The 22,814-nt window shown below is 58.3% G+C and carries 21 protein-coding genes; 9 read left to right on the top strand and 12 right to left on the bottom strand.

Annotation, left to right across the window (positions count from 1 at the left end; genetic code table 11):
* Positions 1–91: 91 nt before the first annotated feature.
* On the bottom strand, positions 92–550 hold the full coding sequence (gene gpt, locus ACMGGP_RS02835) for a xanthine phosphoribosyltransferase (protein ID WP_009091894.1): 459 nt from the start codon (positions 548–550) through the stop codon (positions 92–94).
* Between the two features lie 254 nt (positions 551–804).
* Here gpt and pepD point away from each other — a divergent pair, with 254 nt between their 5' ends.
* The 4 genes from pepD (at position 805) to ACMGGP_RS02815 (ending at position 6,119) form a co-directional block, all read left to right on the top strand.
* The gene (gene pepD, locus ACMGGP_RS02830; protein ID WP_010671162.1) at positions 805–2,262 is read left to right on the top strand and encodes a beta-Ala-His dipeptidase; all 1,458 of its coding nucleotides are present in this window, start codon (positions 805–807) and stop codon (positions 2,260–2,262) included.
* Between the two features lie 260 nt (positions 2,263–2,522).
* Entirely contained in the window at positions 2,523–4,028 is a 1,506-nt protein-coding gene (locus tag ACMGGP_RS02825; protein ID WP_031292786.1) for a sugar ABC transporter ATP-binding protein, read from the top strand.
* The gene (locus ACMGGP_RS02820; RefSeq protein WP_010671160.1) at positions 4,025–5,026 is read left to right on the top strand and encodes an ABC transporter permease; all 1,002 of its coding nucleotides are present in this window, start codon (positions 4,025–4,027) and stop codon (positions 5,024–5,026) included. The genes ACMGGP_RS02825 and ACMGGP_RS02820 overlap by 4 nt, the downstream gene beginning before the upstream one ends.
* A gap of 25 nt (positions 5,027–5,051) precedes the next feature.
* Positions 5,052–6,119, top strand: a complete 1,068-nt coding sequence (locus ACMGGP_RS02815) for a sugar ABC transporter substrate-binding protein (protein WP_010255186.1) — start codon at positions 5,052–5,054, stop codon at positions 6,117–6,119.
* 36 nt (positions 6,120–6,155) lie between these two features.
* Here the strand turns inward: ACMGGP_RS02815 and dinB are convergent, their stop codons facing one another.
* Complete coding sequence (gene dinB / locus ACMGGP_RS02810; protein WP_010255185.1) at positions 6,156–7,211, bottom strand: DNA polymerase IV; 1,056 nt, start codon at positions 7,209–7,211, stop codon at positions 6,156–6,158.
* Positions 7,212–7,455: 244 nt separating this feature from the next.
* Between dinB and dpaA the strand changes: the two genes are divergently transcribed.
* Positions 7,456–8,199, top strand: coding sequence for a peptidoglycan meso-diaminopimelic acid protein amidase (gene dpaA / locus ACMGGP_RS02805; protein ID WP_010255183.1), 744 nt, complete (start codon positions 7,456–7,458; stop codon positions 8,197–8,199).
* Here dpaA and ACMGGP_RS02800 read toward each other — a convergent pair.
* Both ACMGGP_RS02800 and lpcA read right to left on the bottom strand, forming a co-directional pair.
* The gene (locus ACMGGP_RS02800) at positions 8,170–8,937 is read right to left on the bottom strand and encodes a class II glutamine amidotransferase (RefSeq protein WP_033766600.1); all 768 of its coding nucleotides are present in this window, start codon (positions 8,935–8,937) and stop codon (positions 8,170–8,172) included. The two genes, dpaA and ACMGGP_RS02800, sit on opposite strands and share 30 nt — an antisense overlap.
* Positions 8,938–8,988: 51 nt before the next feature.
* A complete protein-coding gene (lpcA, locus tag ACMGGP_RS02795) occupies positions 8,989–9,567 on the bottom strand; it encodes a D-sedoheptulose 7-phosphate isomerase (RefSeq protein WP_033756701.1) in 579 nt (192 codons plus the stop codon).
* Between the two features lie 253 nt (positions 9,568–9,820).
* On the opposite strand from lpcA, the gene fadE reads away from it, so the two are divergent.
* Positions 9,821–12,271: an acyl-CoA dehydrogenase FadE gene (fadE, locus tag ACMGGP_RS02790; protein ID WP_010255176.1), complete on the top strand. Its 2,451-nt coding sequence runs from the start codon at positions 9,821–9,823 to the stop codon at positions 12,269–12,271.
* A gap of 682 nt (positions 12,272–12,953) precedes the next feature.
* On the opposite strand, the gene mtnK is transcribed toward fadE, so the two are convergent.
* Positions 12,954–14,153, bottom strand: a complete 1,200-nt coding sequence (gene mtnK / locus ACMGGP_RS02785) for an S-methyl-5-thioribose kinase (RefSeq protein ID WP_033756697.1) — start codon at positions 14,151–14,153, stop codon at positions 12,954–12,956.
* 122 nt (positions 14,154–14,275) lie between these two features.
* Between mtnK and mtnA the strand changes: the two genes are divergently transcribed.
* Positions 14,276–15,298 carry an S-methyl-5-thioribose-1-phosphate isomerase gene (gene mtnA, locus ACMGGP_RS02780; protein WP_022625179.1) on the top strand — a complete coding sequence of 341 codons (1,023 nt, stop codon included), beginning with the start codon at positions 14,276–14,278 and terminating at the stop codon, positions 15,296–15,298.
* A 56-nt stretch (positions 15,299–15,354) separates the two neighbouring features.
* Here the strand turns inward: mtnA and ACMGGP_RS02775 are convergent, their stop codons facing one another.
* The 3 genes from ACMGGP_RS02775 to ACMGGP_RS02765 are packed head-to-tail and all read right to left on the bottom strand — an operon-like array spanning position 15,355 to position 17,193.
* On the bottom strand, positions 15,355–15,897 hold the full coding sequence (locus ACMGGP_RS02775) for a 1,2-dihydroxy-3-keto-5-methylthiopentene dioxygenase (protein ID WP_010671156.1): 543 nt from the start codon (positions 15,895–15,897) through the stop codon (positions 15,355–15,357).
* Between the two features lies 1 nt (position 15,898).
* A complete protein-coding gene (gene mtnC / locus ACMGGP_RS02770; protein ID WP_498798117.1) occupies positions 15,899–16,582 on the bottom strand; it encodes an acireductone synthase in 684 nt (227 codons plus the stop codon).
* On the bottom strand, positions 16,579–17,193 hold the full coding sequence (locus tag ACMGGP_RS02765) for a methylthioribulose 1-phosphate dehydratase (protein WP_498798116.1): 615 nt from the start codon (positions 17,191–17,193) through the stop codon (positions 16,579–16,581). The genes mtnC and ACMGGP_RS02765 overlap by 4 nt, the downstream gene beginning before the upstream one ends.
* 351 nt (positions 17,194–17,544) lie before the next feature.
* On the opposite strand from ACMGGP_RS02765, the gene ACMGGP_RS02760 reads away from it, so the two are divergent.
* The gene (locus ACMGGP_RS02760; protein WP_033766594.1) at positions 17,545–18,705 is read left to right on the top strand and encodes a pyridoxal phosphate-dependent aminotransferase; all 1,161 of its coding nucleotides are present in this window, start codon (positions 17,545–17,547) and stop codon (positions 18,703–18,705) included.
* Complete coding sequence (locus ACMGGP_RS02755; RefSeq protein WP_498798115.1) at positions 18,693–19,460, top strand: amidohydrolase; 768 nt, start codon at positions 18,693–18,695, stop codon at positions 19,458–19,460. Before ACMGGP_RS02760 ends, ACMGGP_RS02755 begins: the two co-directional genes overlap by 13 nt.
* A 27-nt stretch (positions 19,461–19,487) precedes the next feature.
* Here ACMGGP_RS02755 and uraH read toward each other — a convergent pair whose 3' ends face one another.
* From uraH to ACMGGP_RS02735, 4 genes are read right to left on the bottom strand one after another with little or no spacing between them, the layout of a single operon-like run.
* Positions 19,488–19,823: a hydroxyisourate hydrolase gene (gene uraH, locus ACMGGP_RS02750; RefSeq protein WP_010671151.1), complete on the bottom strand. Its 336-nt coding sequence runs from the start codon at positions 19,821–19,823 to the stop codon at positions 19,488–19,490.
* The gene (gene uraD / locus ACMGGP_RS02745; protein WP_010671150.1) at positions 19,820–20,314 is read right to left on the bottom strand and encodes a 2-oxo-4-hydroxy-4-carboxy-5-ureidoimidazoline decarboxylase; all 495 of its coding nucleotides are present in this window, start codon (positions 20,312–20,314) and stop codon (positions 19,820–19,822) included. The genes uraH and uraD overlap by 4 nt, the downstream gene beginning before the upstream one ends.
* Positions 20,315–20,316: 2 nt before the next feature.
* On the bottom strand, positions 20,317–21,570 hold the full coding sequence (hpxK, locus tag ACMGGP_RS02740) for an allantoate amidohydrolase (protein ID WP_158149535.1): 1,254 nt from the start codon (positions 21,568–21,570) through the stop codon (positions 20,317–20,319).
* Positions 21,567–22,802: a pyridoxal-phosphate-dependent aminotransferase family protein gene (locus tag ACMGGP_RS02735; protein ID WP_045140749.1), complete on the bottom strand. Its 1,236-nt coding sequence runs from the start codon at positions 22,800–22,802 to the stop codon at positions 21,567–21,569. The genes hpxK and ACMGGP_RS02735 overlap by 4 nt, the downstream gene beginning before the upstream one ends.
* Positions 22,803–22,814: the final 12 nt, after the last annotated feature.

Below are 22,814 nucleotides of genomic sequence, written 5' to 3'. Positions count from 1 at the left end.
GCGATGGCTAAGTGTACTGTACGGCAATTCGGGGTGCGAGGCACAGAAAGCACAACGCCCGGAAAACCGGGCGTTGTCTGATGCATATCAATCAGCTTTTAACAATCGGCGGGATGTAGACCACACCCATATCCCACGGCTGCTCGATCCAGGTATCCTGCGGAATATCGACAATATAATCATCAACCAGTGAGCGACCGGCCGGTTTAGCGAAAATGGTGCAGAAACGCGCTTTCGGGTACATCTCGCGAATCGCCTGGGCGGTGCCGCCGGTATCCACCAGGTCATCGATCACGATAAATCCTTCACCGTCGCCTTCTGCGCGCTTCAGAACTTTCATTTCGCGCTGATGATCGTGGTCATAGCTGGAGATGCAGACGGTATCGACGTAGCGGATACCCAGTTCACGTGCCAGCAGCGAAGCCGGTACCAGACCGCCGCGGCTCACCGCGATAATGCCTTTCCACTGTTCAACAGGAAGCAGGCGCTGGGCCAGTTTACGGGCATGAATCTGAAGCATGTCCCAGGTAACGACGTATTTTTCGCTCATAGAATAGAAATCCCAGCCAACCGAGGTGGCGTAAAAATGTGCAACGGGGAAAAGGTTGCGCGAGATTATAAGGAGTTGACGCACTAAAAACCAGCACCCGCGCACTGGTTGCGGCTTTTTAGCGCGTCTGAGAGCGCACCCGGTAGAAAACAGTGATATTCTCGGGCCTGGCTCGTCAGATTCTCTGACGGCGATTTTTCACTGGAAACTCGCGATGTCCGGCCTCGCCGGTACACTGACACAGGAGACCTGTCGTGTCTGAATTGTCTCAACTCTCTCCACAGCCGCTGTGGGATATTTTCGCTAAGATCTGCTCTATTCCCCATCCCTCTTTTCACGAAGAAGCGCTGGCGAGTTACATCGTCGGCTGGGCCAAAGAGCAAGGCTTCTGGTGTGAGCGCGATCAGGTCGGCAACATCCTGATTCGTAAGCCCGCCACCGCAGGCATGGAAAACCGTACCCCGGTTGCGCTGCAGGCGCATCTGGATATGGTGCCGCAGAAAAATAATGACACCGTTCATGACTTCACCAAAGATCCGATTCAGCCCTGGGTTGACGGCGAGTGGGTGAAAGCGCGCGGCACCACGCTGGGCGCGGACAACGGCATCGGTATGGCTTCTGCGCTGGCAGTACTGGCTGACAACAGCCTGACGCATGGCCCGCTGGAAGTGCTGCTGACCATGACTGAAGAGACCGGTATGGATGGCGCATTCGGTCTGCAACCCAACTGGCTGCAGGCAGAAATCCTGATCAACACCGACTCCGAAGAAGAAGGTGAGATCTACATGGGCTGCGCGGGCGGTATCGACTTCGTCACCACCCTGCCGCTGACCCGTGAAGCGGTGCCTGCTGAATTCCAGACCCTGAAGCTGACGCTGAAAGGCCTGCGTGGCGGTCACTCCGGTGCCGATATTCATATGGGCCTCGGCAACGCCAACAAACTGCTGGCGCGCTTCCTGGCGGCACACGCTGCTGAACTGGATCTGCGTCTGCTGGCCTTCAGCGGCGGTACGCTGCGCAACGCGATCCCGCGTGAAGCCTTCGCTACCGTGGCGGTCGAGAGCCACAAAGCGGATGCGCTGAAATCAGCGGCGGCGCACTTCCTGAGCGCCATCAAAAATGAGCACGGCATCAAAGAGCCGAACATCGCACTGGTCACAGAGCCGCTGGCGCATCAGGGTGATGCTCTGAACGCTGACAGCCGCGATCGCTTCCTGAACCTGCTCAACAGCATGCCAAACGGCGTGATCCGCAACTCCGACGTGGCGAAAGGCGTAGTAGAAACCTCACTGAATATCGGTGTGGTGACCATGGAAGCCGATCATGCAGAGATCAACTGCCTGATCCGTTCGCTGATCGACACCGGCCGCGATTATGTGGTGCAGATGCTGACCTCACTGGGCCAGCTGGCCGGTGCACAGACCAAAGCGAAAGGCGGCTACCCAGGCTGGCAGCCTGATGCGGACTCCGCCATTATGGCGCTGACCCGTCAGACCTATATCGCGCTGTTTGATAAGACCCCGAACATTCAGGTGATCCACGCCGGTCTGGAGTGTGGTCTGTTCAAAAAACCGTATCCGGAGATGGATATGGTATCGATTGGGCCGACCATCACCGGGCCGCACTCGCCGGATGAGCAGGTTCACATCGAAAGCGTTGGCCTTTACTGGAAACTGCTGACCACCCTGCTGAATGTGGTGCCAGAAAAGTAATTCTGTCACAAAAAAAGTAAACCAGGCTCCGGCCTGGTTTTTTTATGCCTGTGACTTTCCCCCAGCATAATTCGCTGCCTTTTCCGTCCTTTACCCCGTTATTCCGCCGCTTTCCCGCGCTTCGCTGGTCACAGCCGCCATTATGTCCAGATGTCTGGATGGCTAATAAGATTTCGTGCTAGCTTATGCGCTTTCGGCTGTTGCCGCGCCTGAAGGTTCAGGAAAAAATGCGGCCAGTGATTCTTCAGGAGAGTAATGACATGCCAGGGTTAAATTGCCTTGAGATGCGTAACATCTCCATCGCTTTTGGCGGGTTTGCCGCGCTATCGTCGGTGGATTTCCGCAGTGACGGCCATTCAGTACATGCTCTGACCGGCGCTAACGGCGCGGGCAAGTCAACGCTGATGGCGATCCTTTCCGGTGCGCACAGCCACTACAGCGGCGAGATCCTGCTGGATGGTGAGCCGGTCTCCATCCGTACGCCGCGTGATGCGAAACGGCTGGGTATCCATCTGGTTCAGCAGGAAGTGGACGTGGCGCTGGTGCCGCAGCTCAGCGTCGCGGAAAACATTCTGCTGGATCGGCTGGCAGAGCCTGGCCACCGCTATCGCTGGGGCGAGGTTCGGCGTCAGGCGCGGGCGCTGCTGGCTCAGCTCGACGTGGCGCTGGACGTTAACCGGCTGGTGGAGCGCTGTACCCTGGCTGAAAAGCAGCAAATTCTGCTGGCGCGCGCGCTGTCACACCACTGCCGCTTTCTGATTCTGGATGAACCCACCGCCCCGCTGGATCAGCATGAAAGTGAGCGGCTGTTTGCTGTGGTGCGTCGCCTGCAGGCCAGCGGCATCGGCGTGGTGTTTATCTCTCACCGCATCCATGAACTGAAAGCAATCTGTGACCAGCTGACGGTGCTGCGTGATGGCCGGTTGATCGAAACCGGCCCGATGGCGGCACTGAGCGGTGAGCAGATCGTGGAGAAGATGCTGGGGCATCAGCTCACCGATATCTTCCCGGCCCGTCGTGCGCAGCAGACTCAGCCGCTGCTGCTGGCGATTGACGGTCTTCATGATGAGCAACTGCTGCAGGATATCTCGCTACGATTGCACAAAGGGGAAATTCTGGGCATTGCAGGCCTGGCCGGTGCCGGTAAAACCGAACTCTGTAAGGCGCTGTTTGGTGCCAGCAAAAGCCGCGTCAGTCGCGGTGAACTGCATGGCCAGCCGTGGCAGCCCCGTTCGCCGCATGACTCCGTCAGTCGCCGCATGGCGCTGGTGCCGGAGGAGCGGCGCAAAGAGGGGATCTTTATTGATGAGTCGGTGGCAATGAACCTCAGCGTCAGCGCAGACGACAGCTTTTCGCGCTGGAGCCTGTTTGGCCATCGCCAGGCGTGGCGCTGGGCGGAGCAGGTTATCCAGCAGTTGCAGGTGCGCACCACCGGTCCGGCACAGACGCTGCGCCGTCTCTCCGGCGGCAATCAACAGAAAGTGGCGATAGGCAAATGGCTGCGCAACAACGCCGACGTGCTGATTTTCGATGAGCCGACGAAAGGCGTCGATATCAAAGCCAAAACCGAACTCTTCACCCTGATCGATAACCTGGCGCGCGAGGGGAAAGGCATCATTTACGCGTCGGGAGAGTTTTCTGAACTGGTCGGTTTATGCGACCGGATTTGCGTGCTCTGGGATGGACGCATTGTGGCCGAACTGGCTGCACGCGACGTCACCGAAGAGACGCTTTTGCTCTATTCCACCGGAGGAACCCCTGCGTGAGCAGCAAAGAAACCAGCCTGAATCTGACAGCCTCGCCGTGGCGTCACCAGTTGTTCGACTTTCTCTATAAATGGGGCATGTTGCTCACGGTGGTGATCCTGATCGCCGCCTTTGGTCTCGCCTCCGACAGCTTCCTTGAACCCAACAACATCATCAATATTCTGCGCTCAATTGCCATTGTCACGGTGATTGCGATCGGCGTCTCGATCTCGCTGACCGTTGGCGGCTTTGATCTGTCGGTCGGATCGACCGCCTCGCTGGCCAATGCGCTGGTGATTTCTCTGTTTGTCTGGTACGGCTTCGGCACTACCACCGCCATCCTTCTTACCCTGGCGCTCTGCACCCTGGTCGGGCTGTTTAACGCCTTTCTGATTGTGATCCTGCGCATTCCCGACATGCTGGCAACGCTGGCGACATTGTTCGTGATTCAGGGTGTGGCGATGACCTACAGCTTTGGCGGATCGATCACCGAGAACATGGTGCTGCCGAGCGGTGATATGGCGGAAGGCACCATTCCGGCGGCGTTTGGCCTGCTCGGCCAGGTGCCCACCATCGTCATCATCATGCTGGTCGTCACCGTCGCCGCGCAGCTGGCGCTCTCACTGACTAAACATGGTCGCCGGATGTATGCGCTGGGCGGCAATCCGGAAGCGGCACGCCTCTCCGGCATCCGCACCACCCGCTATCGGGTGCTGGCTTATGTGATCGCCTCACTGCTGGCCGGTCTGGGCGGCATTCTGCTCGCCTCGCGTATCGGCTCCTCGCAGGTGAACGCCGGTAGCGGCTACCTGATGGACGCCGTCGCGGCGGCGTGGATTGGCTTCTCACTGGCGGGCTCCGGCAAGCCGAATGCGCTGGGCACGCTGGTCGGTGCGGTGATCCTCGGCGTGCTGCAGAACGGTCTGGTGATGCTCTCTGTTCCCTACTACGCCATGGACATTATTAAAGGGCTGGTGCTGGCTTTAGCACTGGCGATCACCTATATCCAGCGCCGCTGAGGCGCGTTTACCGGAGTTGATAACAATGCAAAAAATAACACTCTCGCTGCTGGCCCTGAGCCTGCTGAACGCCAGCGCCGCCTTCGCGGATACCGTCACGCCGGTGCCTGCGGCTATCGCCAGTCATGATGGCCCGATCCGTATTGCGGTGATCCGCAATCTCGGCTCCGATGACAACACCACCCAGTTTGTTGCCGGTGCCATTCAGCAGGGTCGCCAGCTTGGCTTCAAGGTCAGCACCTTTCTCAGCAACGGCGACGATGCGCGCTTCCAGGATTTCGTGAATCAGGCGATCAGCCAGAAATATGACGGCATCGTGCTGTCGCACGGTAAAGCGCCCTACGCCAGCGGACTGGTGAAGCGCATTGCCGATGCAGGCATTAAGCTGTCGGTGTTTGATACGCCGGTGGATAGCCCGATCCCGGGCGTCACCGTCACCGCGCAGGATGACGCTTCACTGGCGCAGTTGTCGCTGGGCCAGCTCATCCATGATTTCAACGGCAAGGCGAACATCGTCAAGCTATGGGTTGCCGGTTTCCCGCCGATGGAACGCCGTCAGGTGGTGTATGAAAAACTGCTGAAAGAGAATCCGGGCATTCATCAGCTTGAGTCGATTGGTGCGGTTTCAACTGACGTTCAGGGCGACACCGCCAATAAAATTGGCGCGATTCTGGCGAAATACCCGAAAGGCAAAATCGACGCCATCTGGGGTGCCTGGGACGCCTTCAGCCAGGGCGCTTACAAAGCGCTGCAGGAGAATGGCCGTACCGAGATCAAACTCTACAGCATTGATGTTTCGAACCAGGATTTGCAGCTGATGCGCGAGAAAAACAGCCCGTGGGTGCAGACGGTAGCGGTGGATCCTAAAACTATTGGCGCGGTGAATATGCGTCTGGTGGCGAAGAAAATTGCCGGTGAAGAGACGCCAGCGACTTATCAGTTTAAAGCGGCATCGATCTCTCAGCAGCAGCTTAACAGCCAGCCTGGCGCGGTGAACGTCGCGTCACTGAACAAGATCATTCCGGGCTGGGGCAGCAATGAGGATTTCGTTGCCCCGTGGTTTGCGACCCTGGCGGCGAAATATAAGAAGTAATCGGATGTCAGCCTTGCCGGTCGGTGAGGCTGACGGTTACAGACCCAGCAGCAGCTGACGCTCCAGCTGGGGATCCACCATAGTCACATGTAATCCCACCAGCCGCACGCCGCGCCCGGCACGACGCTCATCCCAGGTTTTACGGGCGATGGCAATCATGTCCTCTTTATTCAGCACCGGCCAGATATGCTCCTGGGTCGTCTGCTGAAAATCACTGAACTTCAGTTTGACGCCCTGTCGCGCCACCTGCTTGTCAGGTCGGATCTGCGTCAGCCGGCGTTCCAGTTCGGCGTAGAGAAAATCGATAATTTCCAGGCAGGCATCCCAGTCGCTGATATCTTCCGCCAGCGTCCGTTCAACCCCCAGCGATTTACGCTCGCGCTCAACGATCACGCTGCGGTCATCAATGCCATTGCTGCGCTCCCACAGCACCCGGCCAAACTTGCCAAAGCGCTTTAACAGCAGCGCTAAGTCCGCCTTCTGCACGTCGCCACAGGTCACCAGCCCCATCTCTTCCAGCTTTTTGGCCGAGACCTTGCCGACGCCAGGGATCTTCGCCAGCGGCAGGGTCAGCAGAAAACCGGACATCTCCGGCGGGGTAATCACGAACTGGCCGTCCGGCTTATTGAGGTCAGAGGCGATCTTCGCCAGAAATTTAATCGGGGCGATGCCCGCTGAGGCGGTAAGCCCGGTTTCACGGTAGATGGTGGCACGGATCGCCTGCGCCATCAGCGTGGCAGAGCCGTGACAGTGGGGGCTGTCGGTGACATCCAGGTAAGCTTCATCGAGGGAGAGCGGTTCAATCAGCGGCGTATAGCGGGTAAAGATGTCGCGGATCTGCGCGGAGGCTTCTTTATAGGCGTCAAAGCGTCCTGGCAGCAGACGCAGATGCGGGCATAACTTGAGGGCCATGCCGGTTGGCATCGCGCTGCGCACGCCAAATTTGCGCGCCGGATAGTTGGCGGTGCTGATCACGCCGCGACGCTCGCGGCTGCCACCAATGGCGATCGGGATGTCGCGCAGCTGGGGATTATCACGCATCTCCACCGCGGCATAGAAGCAGTCCATATCGACATGAATGATTTTACGCATACCCCCTCCGGCACTGGATAAGTATACAGTTGGCAGGGGTAACTGCAATATTTGTCGCGCTGACGATTAAAGTTTACAAATTTCTGGCCGAATATCTTTCAGTAAATCGCGAATTTGGCTGACGCCGTCTTGCTAAAAAAACAGACAATGTTTAATGTTGCGCTGCGGTAGCGGACAGTTCCGATAATGCAAACAGAGACGCACATTTTGCGTCATGTTCTCTTCACCTCAAGGTACACACAGCATGGGCAAAATCGCACTCCTGTTTGCGATGATTTTACTGCCAGCCCTCAGCATGGCAATGACACCCGAACCCGTCTCAACGGCACCGGTCAGCAAAGAATTAAAGAAGCAGTTACTTGGCACCCCGGTCTATATCCAGATCTTCAAGGAAGAACGCACGCTCGAACTCTACGGCAAAATCGGTAACGAATACCGCCTGCTGGACACCTACCGCATCTGTAACTTTTCTGGCGGCCTTGGCCCGAAACGCCGTGAAGGCGATTTCAAAAGCCCGGAAGGTTTTTACAACGTGAAGCTGAATCAGCTGAAGCCGGATAGCCGGTTTTATCGCGCGATCAACATCGGCTTTCCGAATCAGTACGATCGTAATCAGGGCTACAGCGGCAATTACCTGATGATTCATGGCGACTGTAAGTCGATTGGCTGCTATGCCATGACTAACGCCTATATGGATGAGATTTTTACCTATGTGAATGCCGCGCTGCGTAACGGCCAGCAGGATATCAGCATCAGCATCTATCCATTCCGCATGACCGACAGCAATATGCAGCGTCACCGCTACTCCACCTATGCCAGTTTCTGGCAGCAGTTGCAGCCGGGATACGCTTACTTTGCTAAATATCATCAGCCGCCGATGGTTAATGTCGCCAGCGGTAAATATGTGATGAACAGCAGCCCGGCACCGGTTTTAGCCAGTCCCGAAGCCGCTTCACGTTCATTCCTGGCGCTCTCCAAGGCAGAATAACGCCCATTCACCTGGCACAATCCGCTGCCAGGTTTCATTGGCCGTCAGTGGCTGCGTAGCAATCACCGTCACCACGTCATGCGGCGTGGTGTGCTGCTGAAAATCGACCTCCACATCCTGATCCAGTAACTGCGCCCGGCCAAAGGGTGCGCGGCGGGTGATCCAGTAAAGATTGGTGGAGCAAAAGGCCATCAGATAACGGCCGTCTGACAGCAGCATGTTAAACACGCCTTTCTGCCGCAACATGCCGGCAAGCTCCCCGATAAAACGGAATACCGCAGGCCAGTTGCCTGGCGTACGCGGATAGCGCGTCGCCAGCTGATGCAGGATCCAGCAGAACGCCTTCTCGCTGTCCGTTTCGCCTACTGGCCGGAATGTGCCGGTCTCCAGCTGCCGATAGCCCCTGAGCTGCCCGTTGTGCGCATAGGTCCAGTTACGGCCCCACAACTCACGGGTAAACGGGTGGGTATTTTCCAGCGACACCTGCCCGCGATTCGCCTGGCGGATGTGCGCCACCACCGAATGCGATTTGATCGGATACTCCTGCACCAGACGCGCAATCGGCGAGTTAAAGCTCGGCAGCGGATCTTTAAACGTACGACAACCTTTATCTTCGTAAAAGGTAATGCCCCAGCCATCTTTGTGAGGCCCGGTTCCACCGCCACGCTGAACCAGACCGGTAAAGCTGAAACAGATATCCGTGGGAACATTGGCGCTCATCCCGAGCAATTCGCACATAGCCACCGCCTTAGAGTAAGCGGCCTCCCGTCAGGCGGGAGGCCAGCGCAGTTACTTCACCATCTCTTTTTCGACCAGCAGCATCAGGATGTGGATCACTTTAATGTGGATCTCCTGGATGCGATCGGCATAACCAAAGTGTGGCACCCGGATTTCAATGTCGGCACTGCCTGCCATCTTACCGCCATCTTTACCGGTCAGGGTGATCACTTTCATCCCCTGCGCACGGGCAGCTTCAATCGCTTTAATGATATTGGCAGAGTTACCGGAAGTTGAGAGGCCCAGCAGCACATCGCCCGGACGCCCTACCGCTTCCACATAGCGTGAAAAGACATAGTCATAACCAAAGTCATTACTGACGCAGGAGAGATGGCTGACATCAGAGATGGCAATCGCCGGATAGCCAGGACGATTTTCGCGGTAGCGACCGGTCAGCTCTTCAGCGAAATGCATCGCATCGCAATGTGAACCGCCGTTACCGCAGGAAAGCACCTTGCCGCCCGCCTTAAAGCTGTCAGCCAGCAGCACCGCCGCACGCTGGATCGCATGGATATTGGCCTCGTCGCTGAGGAATTTATTCAGCGTATCAGCAGCTTCATTAAGCTCAGAGCGGATAATGTCCTGGTACATAGGGATGTCCTTTTTTAGGAGAGGTTAATCGCAGCAAGTTTAACGGAATGGCCGGTCAGCGCAAAGCGTCATGCCATGGCTGGCCAGGCAGTGGCGGCGATTATCGCTGCAGCGGGTGATGCAAAAATGGACAGAAATCGGTTTTTGTGAGGCAGGTTGTAATTGCGATGTAAACAAATTGATAAATCAACCCAACTGCTCTAAACCTCTCTACATAACAGGTCAGACCTCTTACTACTTGGAGCGGTTCATTATGATGGTTGTCTCGATACTTGCCACGGTGGCGCTGATTGGCGCCCTGTTCTATCACCGCCTGTCGTTGCGGCTCAGCAGCGCGATTCTGCTGCTGTGGACTGCTGCGATGGCTTTTGCTCACCTCTGGACGCCATGGTTACTGTTGCCGCTGGCGATCATCCTGCTGCCGTTCAACCTGCCGTCATTGCGCCGCAGCCTGTTTTCAAAGCCGATGTTTCAGCGCTTCCAGCAGGTGATGCCGCCGATGTCACGCACCGAAAAAGAAGCGATCGATGCGGGCACCACCTGGTGGGAAGGCGATCTGTTTCAGGGCAAACCAGACTGGCAGAAGCTGCACAACTATCCGCAGCCGCGCCTGACCGCCGACGAGCAGGCTTTTCTCAATGGTCCGGTTGAAGAAGCATGCCGCATGGCCAATGATTTCCAGATCACCCATGAGCTGGCCGATATGCCGCCGGAACTCTGGGCCTATCTGAAAGAGCATCGTTTCTTCGCGATGATTATCAAAAAAGAGTATGGCGGACTCGATTTCTCCGCCTATGCGCAGGCCTGCGTGCTGCAAAAACTGTCGGGCGTCTCCGGGATTCTGGCGATTACCGTGGGCGTGCCTAACTCATTAGGTCCGGGCGAACTGCTGCAACACTACGGCACTGAAGAGCAGAAAAATCACTATTTACCCCGGCTGGCACGCGGCGATGAGATCCCCTGCTTTGCGCTGACCAGTCCGGAAGCGGGCTCAGATGCCGGAGCCATCCCCGATACCGGCGTAGTCTGCATGGGCGAATGGCAGGGTCAGCAGGTGCTGGGCATGCGGCTGACCTGGAACAAGCGCTACATTACGCTGGCGCCGATCGCCACCGTGCTGGGGCTGGCATTTAAACTCTCCGACCCGGATCATCTGCTCAGCGATAACGAGAATCCTGGCATTACCTGTGCGCTGATCCCGACCAATACGCCCGGCGTGGAGATTGGTCATCGCCACTTCCCACTTAACGTGCCGTTCCAGAACGGGCCGACACGCGGCAATAATATCTTTGTGCCGATTGACTATATTATCGGCGGCCCACAAATGGCCGGTCAGGGCTGGCGGATGCTGGTGGAGTGTCTGTCTGTGGGTCGCGGCATTACGCTGCCATCGAACTCAACCGGCAGCCTGAAAAGTGTGGCGCTGGCGACAGGCGCCTATGCCCATATCCGTCGTCAGTTCCGCGTCTCAATCGGTAAGATGGAAGGGATTGAAGAGCCGCTGGCGCGCATTGCCGGTAACGCCTACGTGATGGATGCGGCGGCCACGCTGATTACGGCCGGTATTATGCAGGGTGAAAAACCGGCTGTGCTGTCGGCGATTGTCAAATATCACTGCACCCATCGCGGTCAGCGCGCCATTATCGACGCCATGGATATTGCCGGCGGTAAAGGCATTATGCTGGGTAACAGTAACTTCCTGGCCCGCGCCTATCAGGGTGCGCCCATCGCCATCACGGTGGAAGGCGCTAATATTCTGACCCGCAGCATGATTATCTTCGGACAGGGTGCGATTCGCTGCCATCCTTATGTACTGCAGGAGATGGCGGCGGCAGCCAGCAACGATGTTAACGCGTTTGATCAGGCGCTGTTCAGCCACATCGGCCATGTCGGCAGCAGCACCATGCGCAGCCTGTGGCTGGGCTTAACCGCCGGACGCACCAGCGCCACCCCGACCCGCGATGGCACCCGTCGTTACTATCAGCATCTGAACCGCATCAGTGCCAACCTGGCGTTGCTCTCTGATGTGTCGATGGCGGTGCTGGGCGGCAGCCTGAAGCGTCGTGAGCGTATCTCGGCGCGTCTGGGCGATGTGCTGAGCCAGCTCTATCTTGCCTCGGCGACGCTGAAACGCTATGACGATGAAGGCCGCAACGAAGCCGATCTGCCGCTGGTGCACTGGGGCGTGCAGGATGCGTTACATCAGGCGGAAGTCGCGATGGACGATCTGCTGCGTAACTTCCCGAACCGTCTGGTCGCGGGCGCATTGCGGATGACTATTTTTGCAGGCGGTCATCACTGCCCTGCTCCGTCTGACCGTCTGGACCATCAGCTGGCAAAACTGCTGCAACAGCCGTCAGCTACCCGCAGCCGTCTGGGCCGTGGCATGTACCTGACGCCCAGCGAGCACAACCCTGCCGGTCAGCTGGAACAGGCGTTGCAGGATGTGATGGCGGCAGAAGTGATCCATGACAGGCTGTGCAAACAGACGAAGCAGCACCTCTCCTTTACCCGGCTGGATGCGCTGGCGAAGCGCGCGCTGGAGCAGGGCTGGATTGATGCTAAAGAGGCTGAAGTGTTGCAGCGTGCTGAGGCCAGCCGCCTGCGTTCGATTAACGTCGATGAGTTTGAGGCGGATGCGCTGGCAGTGCCGGTGCCAGAGAAAGCCCCTCAGGCTGCGTCGCGGGCGAGTGAGGCGGCATAGGGTTAGCGTTGCTCTGCAGCACCGGCTCAGGGGAAATCTGACCGCAATAATTAAGCCCAAAGCGCAGGGAATAGGGTCAGAAGAGGAAAGCCGACATCACGTCGTAATGCTGAACAGTTAAGATTAGATTTGTAAAGGCTGTCACGGTCAAACGTGGCAGCTTTTTTTCCGGGCGAACGAGCCGCAGTGCGGGCCAGCGCACCTCTGCTGCTCCCGGGCCGTCCTCGCGCCGCTCACGCGGTACCTTCGGCTTTGACGTCGTGCCGACGAACCGTTCGGGGCCCTCCCTGGCCGGCCCCGAACTGTCCACGCTTCCCGGCGTGGACTTCTGGCCCACCGTCACGCCTCAGCGCTGCGGATAGCCCTTTCAGCAGCAGAGGCGCTCAGGCCTCCACGCTCGTGCCCTTTTTAACAATACACACTGAAGTTTCAGAGCAGGCCGGTGGCGGGCAGGGGCAGGCAATCCGCAGCGCTGAACAGAATGAGTCTGCCAGGAGAGCCCGCAGGACGCGGGCGAAAGGCGGGGCGGCACAGGATGTGCCATCCCCGACGGTCCGTCAGGCAGGCGAATGAAGTGAAGGAACCGCGCAGCGGCGCGAGGACCGCCAGCCCCTGAGCGGCACCAGACTGCGTTATCACCTGTCGCTTAACTGACTGGCATCAAACATCACGTCGGCTTTTTTTATCCCGCCTGACGGATGCGGGCAATCAGCGCATCCACATCTTCTACATGATCGGCCGCCAGAATCAGCGTGCGTCCCAGATTAATTGCATTACGGATGCAGTCGGTACGCATCGCCGGATCGGCAATCAGCTTCATATCCGCCACGTGTGACATCCCCACAGTGCGGCGAATCAGTTCGGTGCCGCAGTAACCAATGGTATCAGCCCATACTTTACGCAGAAACGCCTCCGCATAGCCTGGATAAGCCAGCGCCTCATCACGGGTTTTCTCAGCCGCCAGTGCCAGAAAGCCCGAGGCAAAGGTGGTCCAGAGGGTGTGCACATCGCTGAGGCGCTGCTCGCGTGCATCGGCGGCCTCACGCGGTGGCAGCAAACCCGGCACGCCGCAGTAGTTAATCAGCAGATTGCCGATGGCGGTGCCGACATCAAAACCGATAGGGCCAAAATAGCCGAATTCCGCATCAATCGCTTTCAGGCTGCCATCAGCAACGAAAATCGATCCGCTGTGAATATCACCATGCAACAGCGCTTCAGCGTGGGCAAAGAAACGATGCTTGAGACCGCCCACCGCAATGCGCAGTGCATCGTCATTACGCAGGCTGGCGACCAACGGTTCAAGCGCTTCGGGGTAGCTATTGCGCTCATGGTCGGTATAGGGATCGTTAAAGAAAAGATCTTCGGTGATTTCACACATTTCCGGATTAATAAAACGCGCCACTTCCGCTTTTTTCTGGTGCGGATGCAGGATGAAATCGGAGGTATGAAACAGGGTTTGTGCCAGATAGTCGCCTAACTGCTGAGCCGCTTCCGGGTAGTAAGCGCCCTTCACCAGCTCGCCGCGCCAGATGCGATGACTGGAGAGATCTTCCATTACCATCACCGCCAGCTCCGCATCGTAATGGGTGATCTTCACCGTGTGCTGCGGACAATATTTGTAGTGTTCGACCAGGGTCTGCGCTTCCAGCCGCGCCCGATCCAGCGTCAGCGGCCACGACTCACCCACACAGCGCACATAGGGCAGCGCCTGCTTGACCACCACCCGGCTGTTGCCCTGATCGTCATAAATTTTAAACACCAGGTTGAGGTTGCCATCACCAATCTCTTCTGCGCTGCTCAGCGCGGCAGGATTGTCCACGCCGCCAAATTGTCGGGCATATTCCACAGCATCAGCAGCAGTAAAGGTACGGTATTGCGACATTGCCTGTTCCTCATCAATCGAAGGGGGATAACCTGGGTGTAATAAGCCGTTCAGACGTCTATACATCCGTTCAGCATGTTGGCACAATAGGTATCATTAACGCAACATGGATTTCACCCACAATGCAGACACTTCAAACCACCAGCTTACAGGTTCGTGACAATCAGCTCTGGATTCTGGATCAGCAGGCACTGCCGCAGCAAAAGAACTGGCTGCCCGCGCACAGCGTGCCCCAGCTGATTGAACATATTCATGCGCTGCGGGTGCGCGGTGCGCCGCTGATCGGCCTTTCCGCCTCGCTGCTGCTGGCGTTGCTGGCAGAACAGGGGCAGACGCGCGCTGAACTGGCGCAGGCACTGGAGACCCTGCGCGCCGCCCGCCCTACCGCTGTCAATCTGATGAACAATCTGGACCGGATGAAACTGGCGCTGGCGCAGCCGGACTTTGCCCCCGCGCTGGCAGAAGAAGCCTGGCGACTGGTGCAGGAAGATAAGCAGCTGTGTGATGCCATCGCTGACGCGGGTTGTACGCGGGTGAAACCCGGCAGCCAGCTGCTGACCCACTGTAATACCGGCGGACTCGCCACCGCCGGTGTGGGCACCGCCCTTGGCGTGATTGCCCGCGCCCATCAGCAGGGGCTGATTAAGAATGTCTGGGTTGATGAAACCCGTCCGCTGTTACAGGGCGGCCGGTTAACCGCCTGGGAGCTGGGTGAGCTGGCGATTCCTTACACCCTGATTACCGATTCCATGGCCGCCAGCCTGATGGCCCGTGGAGAGGTCGATGCCGTATGGGTAGGCGCTGACCGCATTGCCGCCAACGGCGATGTGGCGAATAAAATCGGCACCTACAGCCTGGCGGTGCTGGCCCATTATCATCAGATTCCGTTTTACGTGGCGGCCCCGCATACCACGCTGGATCGCTGCTGTCCGGACGGCGCAGCGATTCCTATTGAGCAGCGCGCCGCCAGTGAAGTAACGGGCGTTGCCGGCAGTTTTGGCAGCGTGCAGTGGGCGCCGGAAGCGGCGAAGGTCTATAACCCGGCGTTTGATGTCACGCCCGCCACCCTGATCAGCGGCTGGGTACTGGACACCGGGGTAGTCACGCCTGACCAGGTTCAGGGTGGCATTTTCCAGCCACAATAACGGTCTGCAAGGCGTTTGCCGCTCACGGTAAACGCCTTGCGAAAACAACGGGCGGTTTACGCCAGACGCGGATAGGCATCCGCAATCTTATCGCCGGTAAAGTTCGCTACCCAGCCTTCCTGATTATCGAAAATACGGATAGCCGTGAAGTGCGGTGACGATCCCATATCAAACCAGTGTGGTGTTCCCGCTGGTACCGAGATCAGATCGTTTTTTTCGCAGAGAATCTGCAGGATCTCGCCATCCAGGTGCAGACAGAAGAGTCCGGCACCCTCAACAAAGAAACGCACCTCATCTTCGCCGTGTGTATGTTCAGAGAGGAACTTCTCGCGCAGCACGGTTTTCTGCGGATTATCGGCGCGCATGCTGATCACATCCCAGCTCTGATAGCCCTTCTCTGCCACCAGCCGATCGATCGCATGCTGATAGGCGTTGATCACCGTTTCGGGATCCGGATTTTCACCCAGATCGCGATCGGCTTCCCAGCGCTCAAAACGGACGCCTTTGGTGCTCAGGCGTTCACGAATCTCTTCCGCGTCGGTGCTGTGCCACACCGGCTGGCTGGCTTCGCGGTCGGTAAAAATAGTCAGTGCGCTCATCCTAAATTGACTCCGGGTTAATCTGGGAAAAATCTGTCACCTGACGATGGCGGCTCTCGCCGTCCGCATCGCCACGCAGTAGTTGCAGCGTCTGCCAGCCCGCCTCAGCGGCGGCATCCAGCTCCTGATGAATATCGGAGAGAAACAGCAGCTGCTCCGCTGGCTGACCAATTTCAGCGGCGATAGCGCGATAGGCTGCGACTTCGCGTTTGGCACCCACGTGCGTATCAAAATAGCCGCTGAAGAGGTCAGTAATATCACCTTCGTCGCTGTAGCCAAATAACAATTTCTGCGCCGCAACCGAGCCGGAGGAATATACATACAGTTCAATGCCCTGCGCCTTCCAGCGGCTCAGTGCTGGCAGGACGTCAGGATAGAGATGGCCGGTAAAACTGCCGTTAACATAGCCATCGCGCCAGATCATGCCCTGCAGCGCTTTCAGGCCGGTTGATTTGCGATCCTGGTCCATAAACCCCAGCAGAATCTCTGTCACCGCATCCAGGTCGGCCTGCGGCTGACCGGCCTCCTCACGTACCGACTGCAGCGCTGCGGCGACCTCGGGCTGATGCGCATTTTCACGCAGGAAGCTCGCCAGATGCTGGCGGGCGTGGGGAAACAGGATGTTATGTACAAAACGGATATCGCTGGTGGTGCCTTCGATATCAGTAACAATGGCGCGAATCATGCTCTCTCCAGCAGGCGACGTTGACGTTCACATTCAAATAAAAATTCCAGACCTTCCAGATGACGGCGTGCTTCGCTGACATCCCGGCCCCAGCAGGTTAAGCCGTGACCGCGCAGCAGAAAGCCGTAACGCAGCGGAAAGCGGGCAGCGTAATCTTCAATTTCTGACGCCAGCGCCGCAATGTCCTGGCTGTTGTCGAACACAGGAATGGCGAGCGTATCCAGATGGGTGTGCTGGCCGCTCAATGATTTTTGCATCTCATAGCTGTGCAGCAGCAGCGCCGCGCCCTGCTCCACCCGCGACAGCACCGTCGCATTCACGGTGTGGGTATGCAGCACCGCGCCCGCCTCGGGAAAGAGTCGATAGATCATCGTGTGCAGACCGGTTTCTGCCGACGGCTTACGGCCAGAGAGCGACTGGCTGGTGGCAATATCGACCTCGATAAAGTCATCCCGCGTCAGCGTGCCTTTATCTTTGCCCGATTCACTCAGCAGGCAGACATGTTCATCGCGGCGCACCGACATATTTCCGCCGGTGGCCGGTGCCCAGCCTTTCTCGCCAATCCAGTGACAGGCGGCGACCAGTTGATCTAATGGAAGACTCTGCGACATAAAAGTTCCTTGCGGTGAAATATGATCTCGGGTGGCTCAGATAACGGTAATGGCTATAAAATTACAACAGTTTGAAAATCTTAAACAGTTAGCAAACGTGCCCGACTGCTGAACCATACTCTCCGGGTCCTGCCAGATGATCCGCATCTCAGCAAGGCGGCAAGCGCTTATCGCCGGGAGCTGACACTCGTCAGTGACCGGGGTAAGCAAACGCAGCTAACGAAGCTGAGGTGTGGAGTATGACGCATTTAGCCATCTAAGCGTCTTGATTGCCAAATACTACCATCCTGTTTATAGTGGCACAAACACCGGGTGACACCGCATCAATCTTCGCGCTTAAGGCCTGACATCATGACGCAGCACAACCTGATCCCCGAGAGTAAACTCCCTTTGCTCGGCACCACCATTTTCAGCCAGATGAGTGCGCTGGCGCAGCAGCATAACGCTATCAATCTCTCTCAGGGCTTTCCCGATTTTAGCGGCCCGGACTATCTGCAGCAGCGGCTGGCGTATCATGTCAGCCAGGGCGCGAACCAGTATGCGCCGATGACCGGTGCGCTGCCGTTACGTGAGGCGATTGCAGAGAAAACCGCGCGGCTCTATGACTATCGTCCTGATGTCGAAACAGAGATTACGGTGACGGCAGGCGCAACCGAAGCGCTCTATGCGGCGATTACCGCTCTGGTGCGGCCAGGCGATGAAGTGATCTGCTTTGATCCCAGCTACGACAGCTATGCGCCTGCAGTAGAGTTGTCGGGCGGCGTGATGAAACGCATTACGCTGCAGCCGCCCGCTTTCCGGGTGGACTGGCAGGCGTTTGCTGCGCTGCTGAGTGATAAAACCCGGCTGGTGATCCTGAATACGCCGCACAATCCTTCCGCCACCGTCTGGCAGCAGCAGGATTTCGCCGCGCTATGGCAGGCGATTGCTGCGCGACCGGTCTATGTACTGAGCGACGAAGTCTATGAGCACATCTGCTTCGATCAGGCAGGCCACGCCAGCGTGCTGGCACATCCCGAACTGCGCCAGCGCGCTATCGCGGTGTCGTCGTTTGGTAAGACCTTCCATATGACCGGCTGGAAAGTGGGCTACTGCATTGCCCCTGCCGCGATCAGCGCTGAACTGCGCAAGGTGCATCAGTATCTGACCTTCTCGGTGAATACGCCGGCGCAGCTGGCGATTGCCGATATGCTGCGTGAGCATCCGGAGCACTATCTTGAGCTGCCGGCGTTTTATCGCGACCGCCGCGATCGGCTGGCAACGGCGCTAAGCAGCAGCCGCTTTAAGGTACTCCCCTGCGAAGGCACCTATTTTTTGCTGGTCGATTACAGCGCCATCTCCGATCTGGATGATGTCAGTTTCTGCCAGTGGCTGACCCGGGAAGTCGGTGTGGCCGCAATTCCTCTGTCGGTGTTCTGCGCCGATGCCTTTCCTCATAAACTGATCCGCCTCTGTTTTGCCAAACAGCCGGCGACATTAGATGCCGCCGCGGAGCGCTTATGTCAGCTTTAAAAATCACGTTACTGCAGGAGACGCTGAGCTGGATGGATGGCGAGGCCAACCTGCGCCATTTTGACGAGCAACTGGATGGACTCACCGGGCGCGATCTGATTTTACTGCCGGAGATGTTTACCACCGGCTTTGCAATGGAAGCGGCGAAAAGCTCGCTGCCACAGGCGCAGGTGGTGGAGTGGCTGTATCAGCATGCACGTCGCAACGATGCCCTGGTCGGCGGCAGTGCGGCGATTCAGACCGAACACGGCGCGGTAAACCGCTTTCTGCTGGTGGAGCCGGACGGCACGCTGCATCAGTATGACAAGCGCCACCTGTTCCGCATGGCGGACGAGCATCACCACTATCTGCCTGGCGAACAGCGTCAGGTGTTTGAGTGGCGCGGCTGGCGCATCCTGCCGCAAATCTGTTACGACCTGCGTTTCCCGGTCTTCTCGCGCAACCGCAACGATTACGATCTGGCGCTCTATGTCGCCAACTGGCCTGCACCGCGTGCACTGCACTGGCAGGCACTGCTGCTGGCGCGGGCAATTGAGAATCAGGCTTATGTAGCAGGCTGTAACCGCGTCGGCAGTGACGGCAATCAGCATGAATACAGCGGCGACAGCCAGATTATTTCACCGCAGGGCGAGATCCTCAGCGCGGCTGAGCCGCACCAGCGCGCCAGGCTGGACGCAGAGCTGTCGCTGAACGCACTGAATGCTTATCGCGAGCGCTTCCCGGCCTGGCAGGATGCGGATCGCTTTTCGCTGTGAATGGCGGGCGGGCAGTCAGCCCGCCCATTAACTGCCGCGATAGGTTGACCACGACCAGGGCGAAATCAGAAACGGCAGATGAAAATGACTGCCCGCTTCGGCAATCATAAAATCGATCTGCGCGCTGACGTAGAGTGCATCCCGACCAGCGGCGGCAAAATAGTCGCCGATTTCTGCCGTTAAACGGTAGTGGCCCGGCGTCAGCGGCTCGGGCGTCAGATCTTTCAGACGCCCGTCGCTGTCGGTTTCACCCTGTGAAATCGGAAACCACCCTTCCGGGCTGTTCTGCTCAAGTGAAATCGCTACACCGCTGGCCGGTTTGCCCAGCGCCGTGTCCAGAATATGGGTGGTAACAGTACTCATTGAATCGTCTCCTTCAGGCGTAACAGGGTAATTTCACGCAGCTGATCCAGCGCCTCCTGCTGCTCGGCAGGATCGCTATTCTGCAACCGACGCTGCAACTCTGCCAGCATCTGCTCGCCGCTGCGCCCTTTGGCACGAATCAGAAACACCCGGCCAAAACGCGTTTCATAAGCCTGATTCCCCTGCTGCATTGCCTGCTGCAAAGCGCTGTCGGCCTGCTGCATGGCGGACTGCTCTCCGCGCGACAGGGCCGCCTCTTTATCCGCGCCGTTCGCGCGTTCGCCAATGCGGGGATGCGCCGACAGTGCTGCCTCCAGCTCAGGCTGCTGCCACTGGCGGGCCAGCGCATCGGCGGTTGCCCGTAGCGCATCCAGGGTGTCAAAAGGCCGCGCCGCCACCAGCGACTGCTGCCAGTGCGGGATGGCAACACAATGCCGGATGGCCGCCTGCGCCTCATCAGCCGACAGCTGATTAAATGCGGCTAATTCCATGTTCAGCTCCGTTCAGCAATCAGCGAGACCGCCTGTAAATAAGCCTGCAGCGCGGGCGCCACATCAGCCACCGCCACGGACTCCGCCGGATGGTGGCTGATACCACGATGGTTACGCACAAATAGCATGCCGACCGGCCAGCGTTCAGCGATAGCGATGGCGTCGTGCCCCGCACCGCTCGGCAGTGACAGACTGCGACCCTGCACCGTTTCCACCGCATGACTCAGCGCCTGTTGCAGCGCGGAGTCACAGGCGGTGGCACCGATGCGATAATATTCGTTCGACTCAAAGCGGAGTCCACGCCGCAGCGCAATCGCCTCCGCCTGGGTTAACAGACTGGAGAGCAGTGTCTCCAGCGGGTTGTCCAGCGGACCGCGCACGTCCAGCGACAGCGATACCTCGCCAGGGATTACATTGACCGCTCCCGGCGCGCAGTTAATCGTACCGACGGTAGCCACCAGTTGCGGATCCTGCTCACGGGTGGTCTGCTCAATAAACACCATCCACTCGGCAGCAGCAGCCAGCGCATCTTTGCGGTGGGTCATCGGCACCGTGCCCGCATGGCCCGCTTCACCGGTGAAACGGCAGTTGAGGCGGCGCGCACCGTTGATGGCCGTGACCACACCGAGCGCCAGATCCTCCTGCTCCAGGCAGGGGCCCTGCTCGATGTGCAGCTCAAGATAACCGACGATATCCTCAATCCGCCGCGCCGCAGATGCGATCCTGTCGCTGTCGAGACCGACATCCGCCATCGCCTGCGCCACGGTGATGCCGTTGCCGTCAGGATGCGTCACCCAGCTTTGCGGCCAGCTGCCGGTAATACCACGACTGCCGAGCAGCGTGATGCCAAAACGGGTGCCCTCTTCGTCGCCAAAGCCAATGACTTCAATCGCCAGCGGTAAGCGGCGCTGATGTTCGTTAAGCCACTGCACGGTTTCAATCGCGCTGAGCACGCCCAGCATGCCGTCGTAGCGACCGGCGTTGCGCACCGTGTCGAGATGCGAGCCAAGCAGTAACGCGGGTGCACCCGCTTCTGCCGCCTCGTAGCGCCCACAGATATTGCCGACTTCATCCTGCCACACCTGCATCCCCGCCGCCTGCATCCATTCACCGACACAGGCGTTGGCGCGCAGATGTTCGGGTGAGAGGTAGACGCGGGTCAGCCCCTCGGCCGTTTCGCTGATCGCCGCCAGCGCGTCGCAGCGCGCCATAACGCGCTGTGCAGCGGCCTGGGCTTCGCTGGCGCTCATCATCATGCGTGGCTCCCGTAGTGATCCCAGGCGGCCTGCGCCGCGGCACCCTGCGGCGTGCGATAGCCGACATAGGTCAGCACCGTTTCCAGCGCGGAGAGAGTCTGCATCACGCAATCTTTACGCGCGTTGTAGCCCATGGTGCCGATGCGCCACACCTTGCCATGCAGCGGGCCAAACGAGGTGCCAATCTCAATGCCGAAATCTTCCAGCATCAGCTTGCGCACCTGATCGCCGTTTACGCCAGACGGGATCATCACGCCCAGCACGTTGTTCATTTTGTGTTTCAGGTCGCCGAAGGTCTCCAGCTCCATCCCCTGAATGCCTTTCAGCAATGCTTCACCGTGCAGCTTGTGGCGGGCGATGCCGTTGTCCAGCCCCTCCTGCAGGATCAGCCGGGCGCACTCGCGCGCGCCAAACAGTGCGCTGGTCGCTTCGGTATGGTGGTTGAGCCGCTCCGGCCCCCAGTAATCCATGATCATGCCGAGATCAAAATAGTTGGAGTAGATCATCTCCTCTTCGCCATCCTGATGCGCCTCGGTGCGGATCCCCTGCTCTACGCATTTGCGTTTGCGGATCACCGCTTCCATCTCTGCACTCAGCGTGATCGGCGAGGTACCCGATGGACCGCCCAGGCATTTCTGCATCCCCGCGGATACGGCATCAAGCCCCCAGGCGTCCGTTTCCAGCGCGTTACCCGCCAGCGACGCGGTGGCATCGGTGTAGAACAGCACGCCATACTGTTTGCAGATCGCGCCCAATTGCTCAAGCGGCTGCAGCATGGTGGTTGAGGTGTCGCCCTGCACGGTCAGCAGCAGGCGCGGCCGCACTTTTTTGATCGCATCTTCGATCTGGTCGGGAGTAAAGACTTCGCCCCACGGCACTTCAATGGTGTGCACTTCCGCACGACAGCGGCGGGCAATTTCGCACAGCAGATGACCAAAGCGGCCAAACACCGGTACCAGCACTTTGTCGCCAGGCCGGATCGATGACAGCAGAATCGATTCGATACCGGCGCGGGAGGTGCCGTCAATCAGCAGCGTCCAGCGGTTCTCTGTGCGAAACACGCCGCGATAGAGCGCCATCACTTCATTCATGTAGTGGGTCATCGCGGGATCGTACTGCCCCAGCAGCTGACTCGACATGGCGCGCAGCACACGTGGATCGGCATTGATCGGTCCAGGCCCCATCAGCAGACGCTGTGGCGGGTTAAGTTGCGGGTAGTGATTGATATCCATCGTAATTTCCTT

It is taken from the genome of Curtobacterium sp. BNK-1, from assembly GCF_048685235.1.
GTDB classification, from domain to species: domain Bacteria; phylum Pseudomonadota; class Gammaproteobacteria; order Enterobacterales; family Enterobacteriaceae; genus Pantoea; species Pantoea agglomerans.
The sequence above is the reverse complement of the archived record's forward strand: the minus strand, read 5'-3'. Positions and strand labels throughout refer to the sequence as shown.

Bases quoted from the DNA above. Each gene is read 5' to 3' on its own strand.
- gpt (WP_009091894.1), bottom strand. From the start codon at position 550: ATGAGCGAAAAATACGTCGTTACCTGGGACATGCTTCAGATTCATGCC.
- ACMGGP_RS02825 (WP_031292786.1), top strand. From the start codon at position 2,523: ATGCCAGGGTTAAATTGCCTTGAGATGCGTAACATCTCCATCGCTTTT.
- ACMGGP_RS02815 (WP_010255186.1), top strand. From the start codon at position 5,052: ATGCAAAAAATAACACTCTCGCTGCTGGCCCTGAGCCTGCTGAACGCC.
- dinB (WP_010255185.1), bottom strand. From the start codon at position 7,211: ATGCGTAAAATCATTCATGTCGATATGGACTGCTTCTATGCCGCGGTG.
- dpaA (WP_010255183.1), top strand. From the start codon at position 7,456: ATGGGCAAAATCGCACTCCTGTTTGCGATGATTTTACTGCCAGCCCTC.
- ACMGGP_RS02800 (WP_033766600.1), bottom strand. From the start codon at position 8,937: ATGTGCGAATTGCTCGGGATGAGCGCCAATGTTCCCACGGATATCTGT.
- lpcA (WP_033756701.1), bottom strand. From the start codon at position 9,567: ATGTACCAGGACATTATCCGCTCTGAGCTTAATGAAGCTGCTGATACG.
- fadE (WP_010255176.1), top strand. From the start codon at position 9,821: ATGATGGTTGTCTCGATACTTGCCACGGTGGCGCTGATTGGCGCCCTG.
- mtnK (WP_033756697.1), bottom strand. From the start codon at position 14,153: ATGTCGCAATACCGTACCTTTACTGCTGCTGATGCTGTGGAATATGCC.
- mtnA (WP_022625179.1), top strand. From the start codon at position 14,276: ATGCAGACACTTCAAACCACCAGCTTACAGGTTCGTGACAATCAGCTC.
- ACMGGP_RS02775 (WP_010671156.1), bottom strand. From the start codon at position 15,897: ATGAGCGCACTGACTATTTTTACCGACCGCGAAGCCAGCCAGCCGGTG.
- mtnC (WP_498798117.1), bottom strand. From the start codon at position 16,582: ATGATTCGCGCCATTGTTACTGATATCGAAGGCACCACCAGCGATATC.
- ACMGGP_RS02765 (WP_498798116.1), bottom strand. From the start codon at position 17,193: ATGTCGCAGAGTCTTCCATTAGATCAACTGGTCGCCGCCTGTCACTGG.
- ACMGGP_RS02760 (WP_033766594.1), top strand. From the start codon at position 17,545: ATGACGCAGCACAACCTGATCCCCGAGAGTAAACTCCCTTTGCTCGGC.
- ACMGGP_RS02755 (WP_498798115.1), top strand. From the start codon at position 18,693: ATGTCAGCTTTAAAAATCACGTTACTGCAGGAGACGCTGAGCTGGATG.
- uraH (WP_010671151.1), bottom strand. From the start codon at position 19,823: ATGAGTACTGTTACCACCCATATTCTGGACACGGCGCTGGGCAAACCG.
- uraD (WP_010671150.1), bottom strand. From the start codon at position 20,314: ATGGAATTAGCCGCATTTAATCAGCTGTCGGCTGATGAGGCGCAGGCG.
- hpxK (WP_158149535.1), bottom strand. From the start codon at position 21,570: ATGATGATGAGCGCCAGCGAAGCCCAGGCCGCTGCACAGCGCGTTATG.
- ACMGGP_RS02735 (WP_045140749.1), bottom strand. From the start codon at position 22,802: ATGGATATCAATCACTACCCGCAACTTAACCCGCCACAGCGTCTGCTG.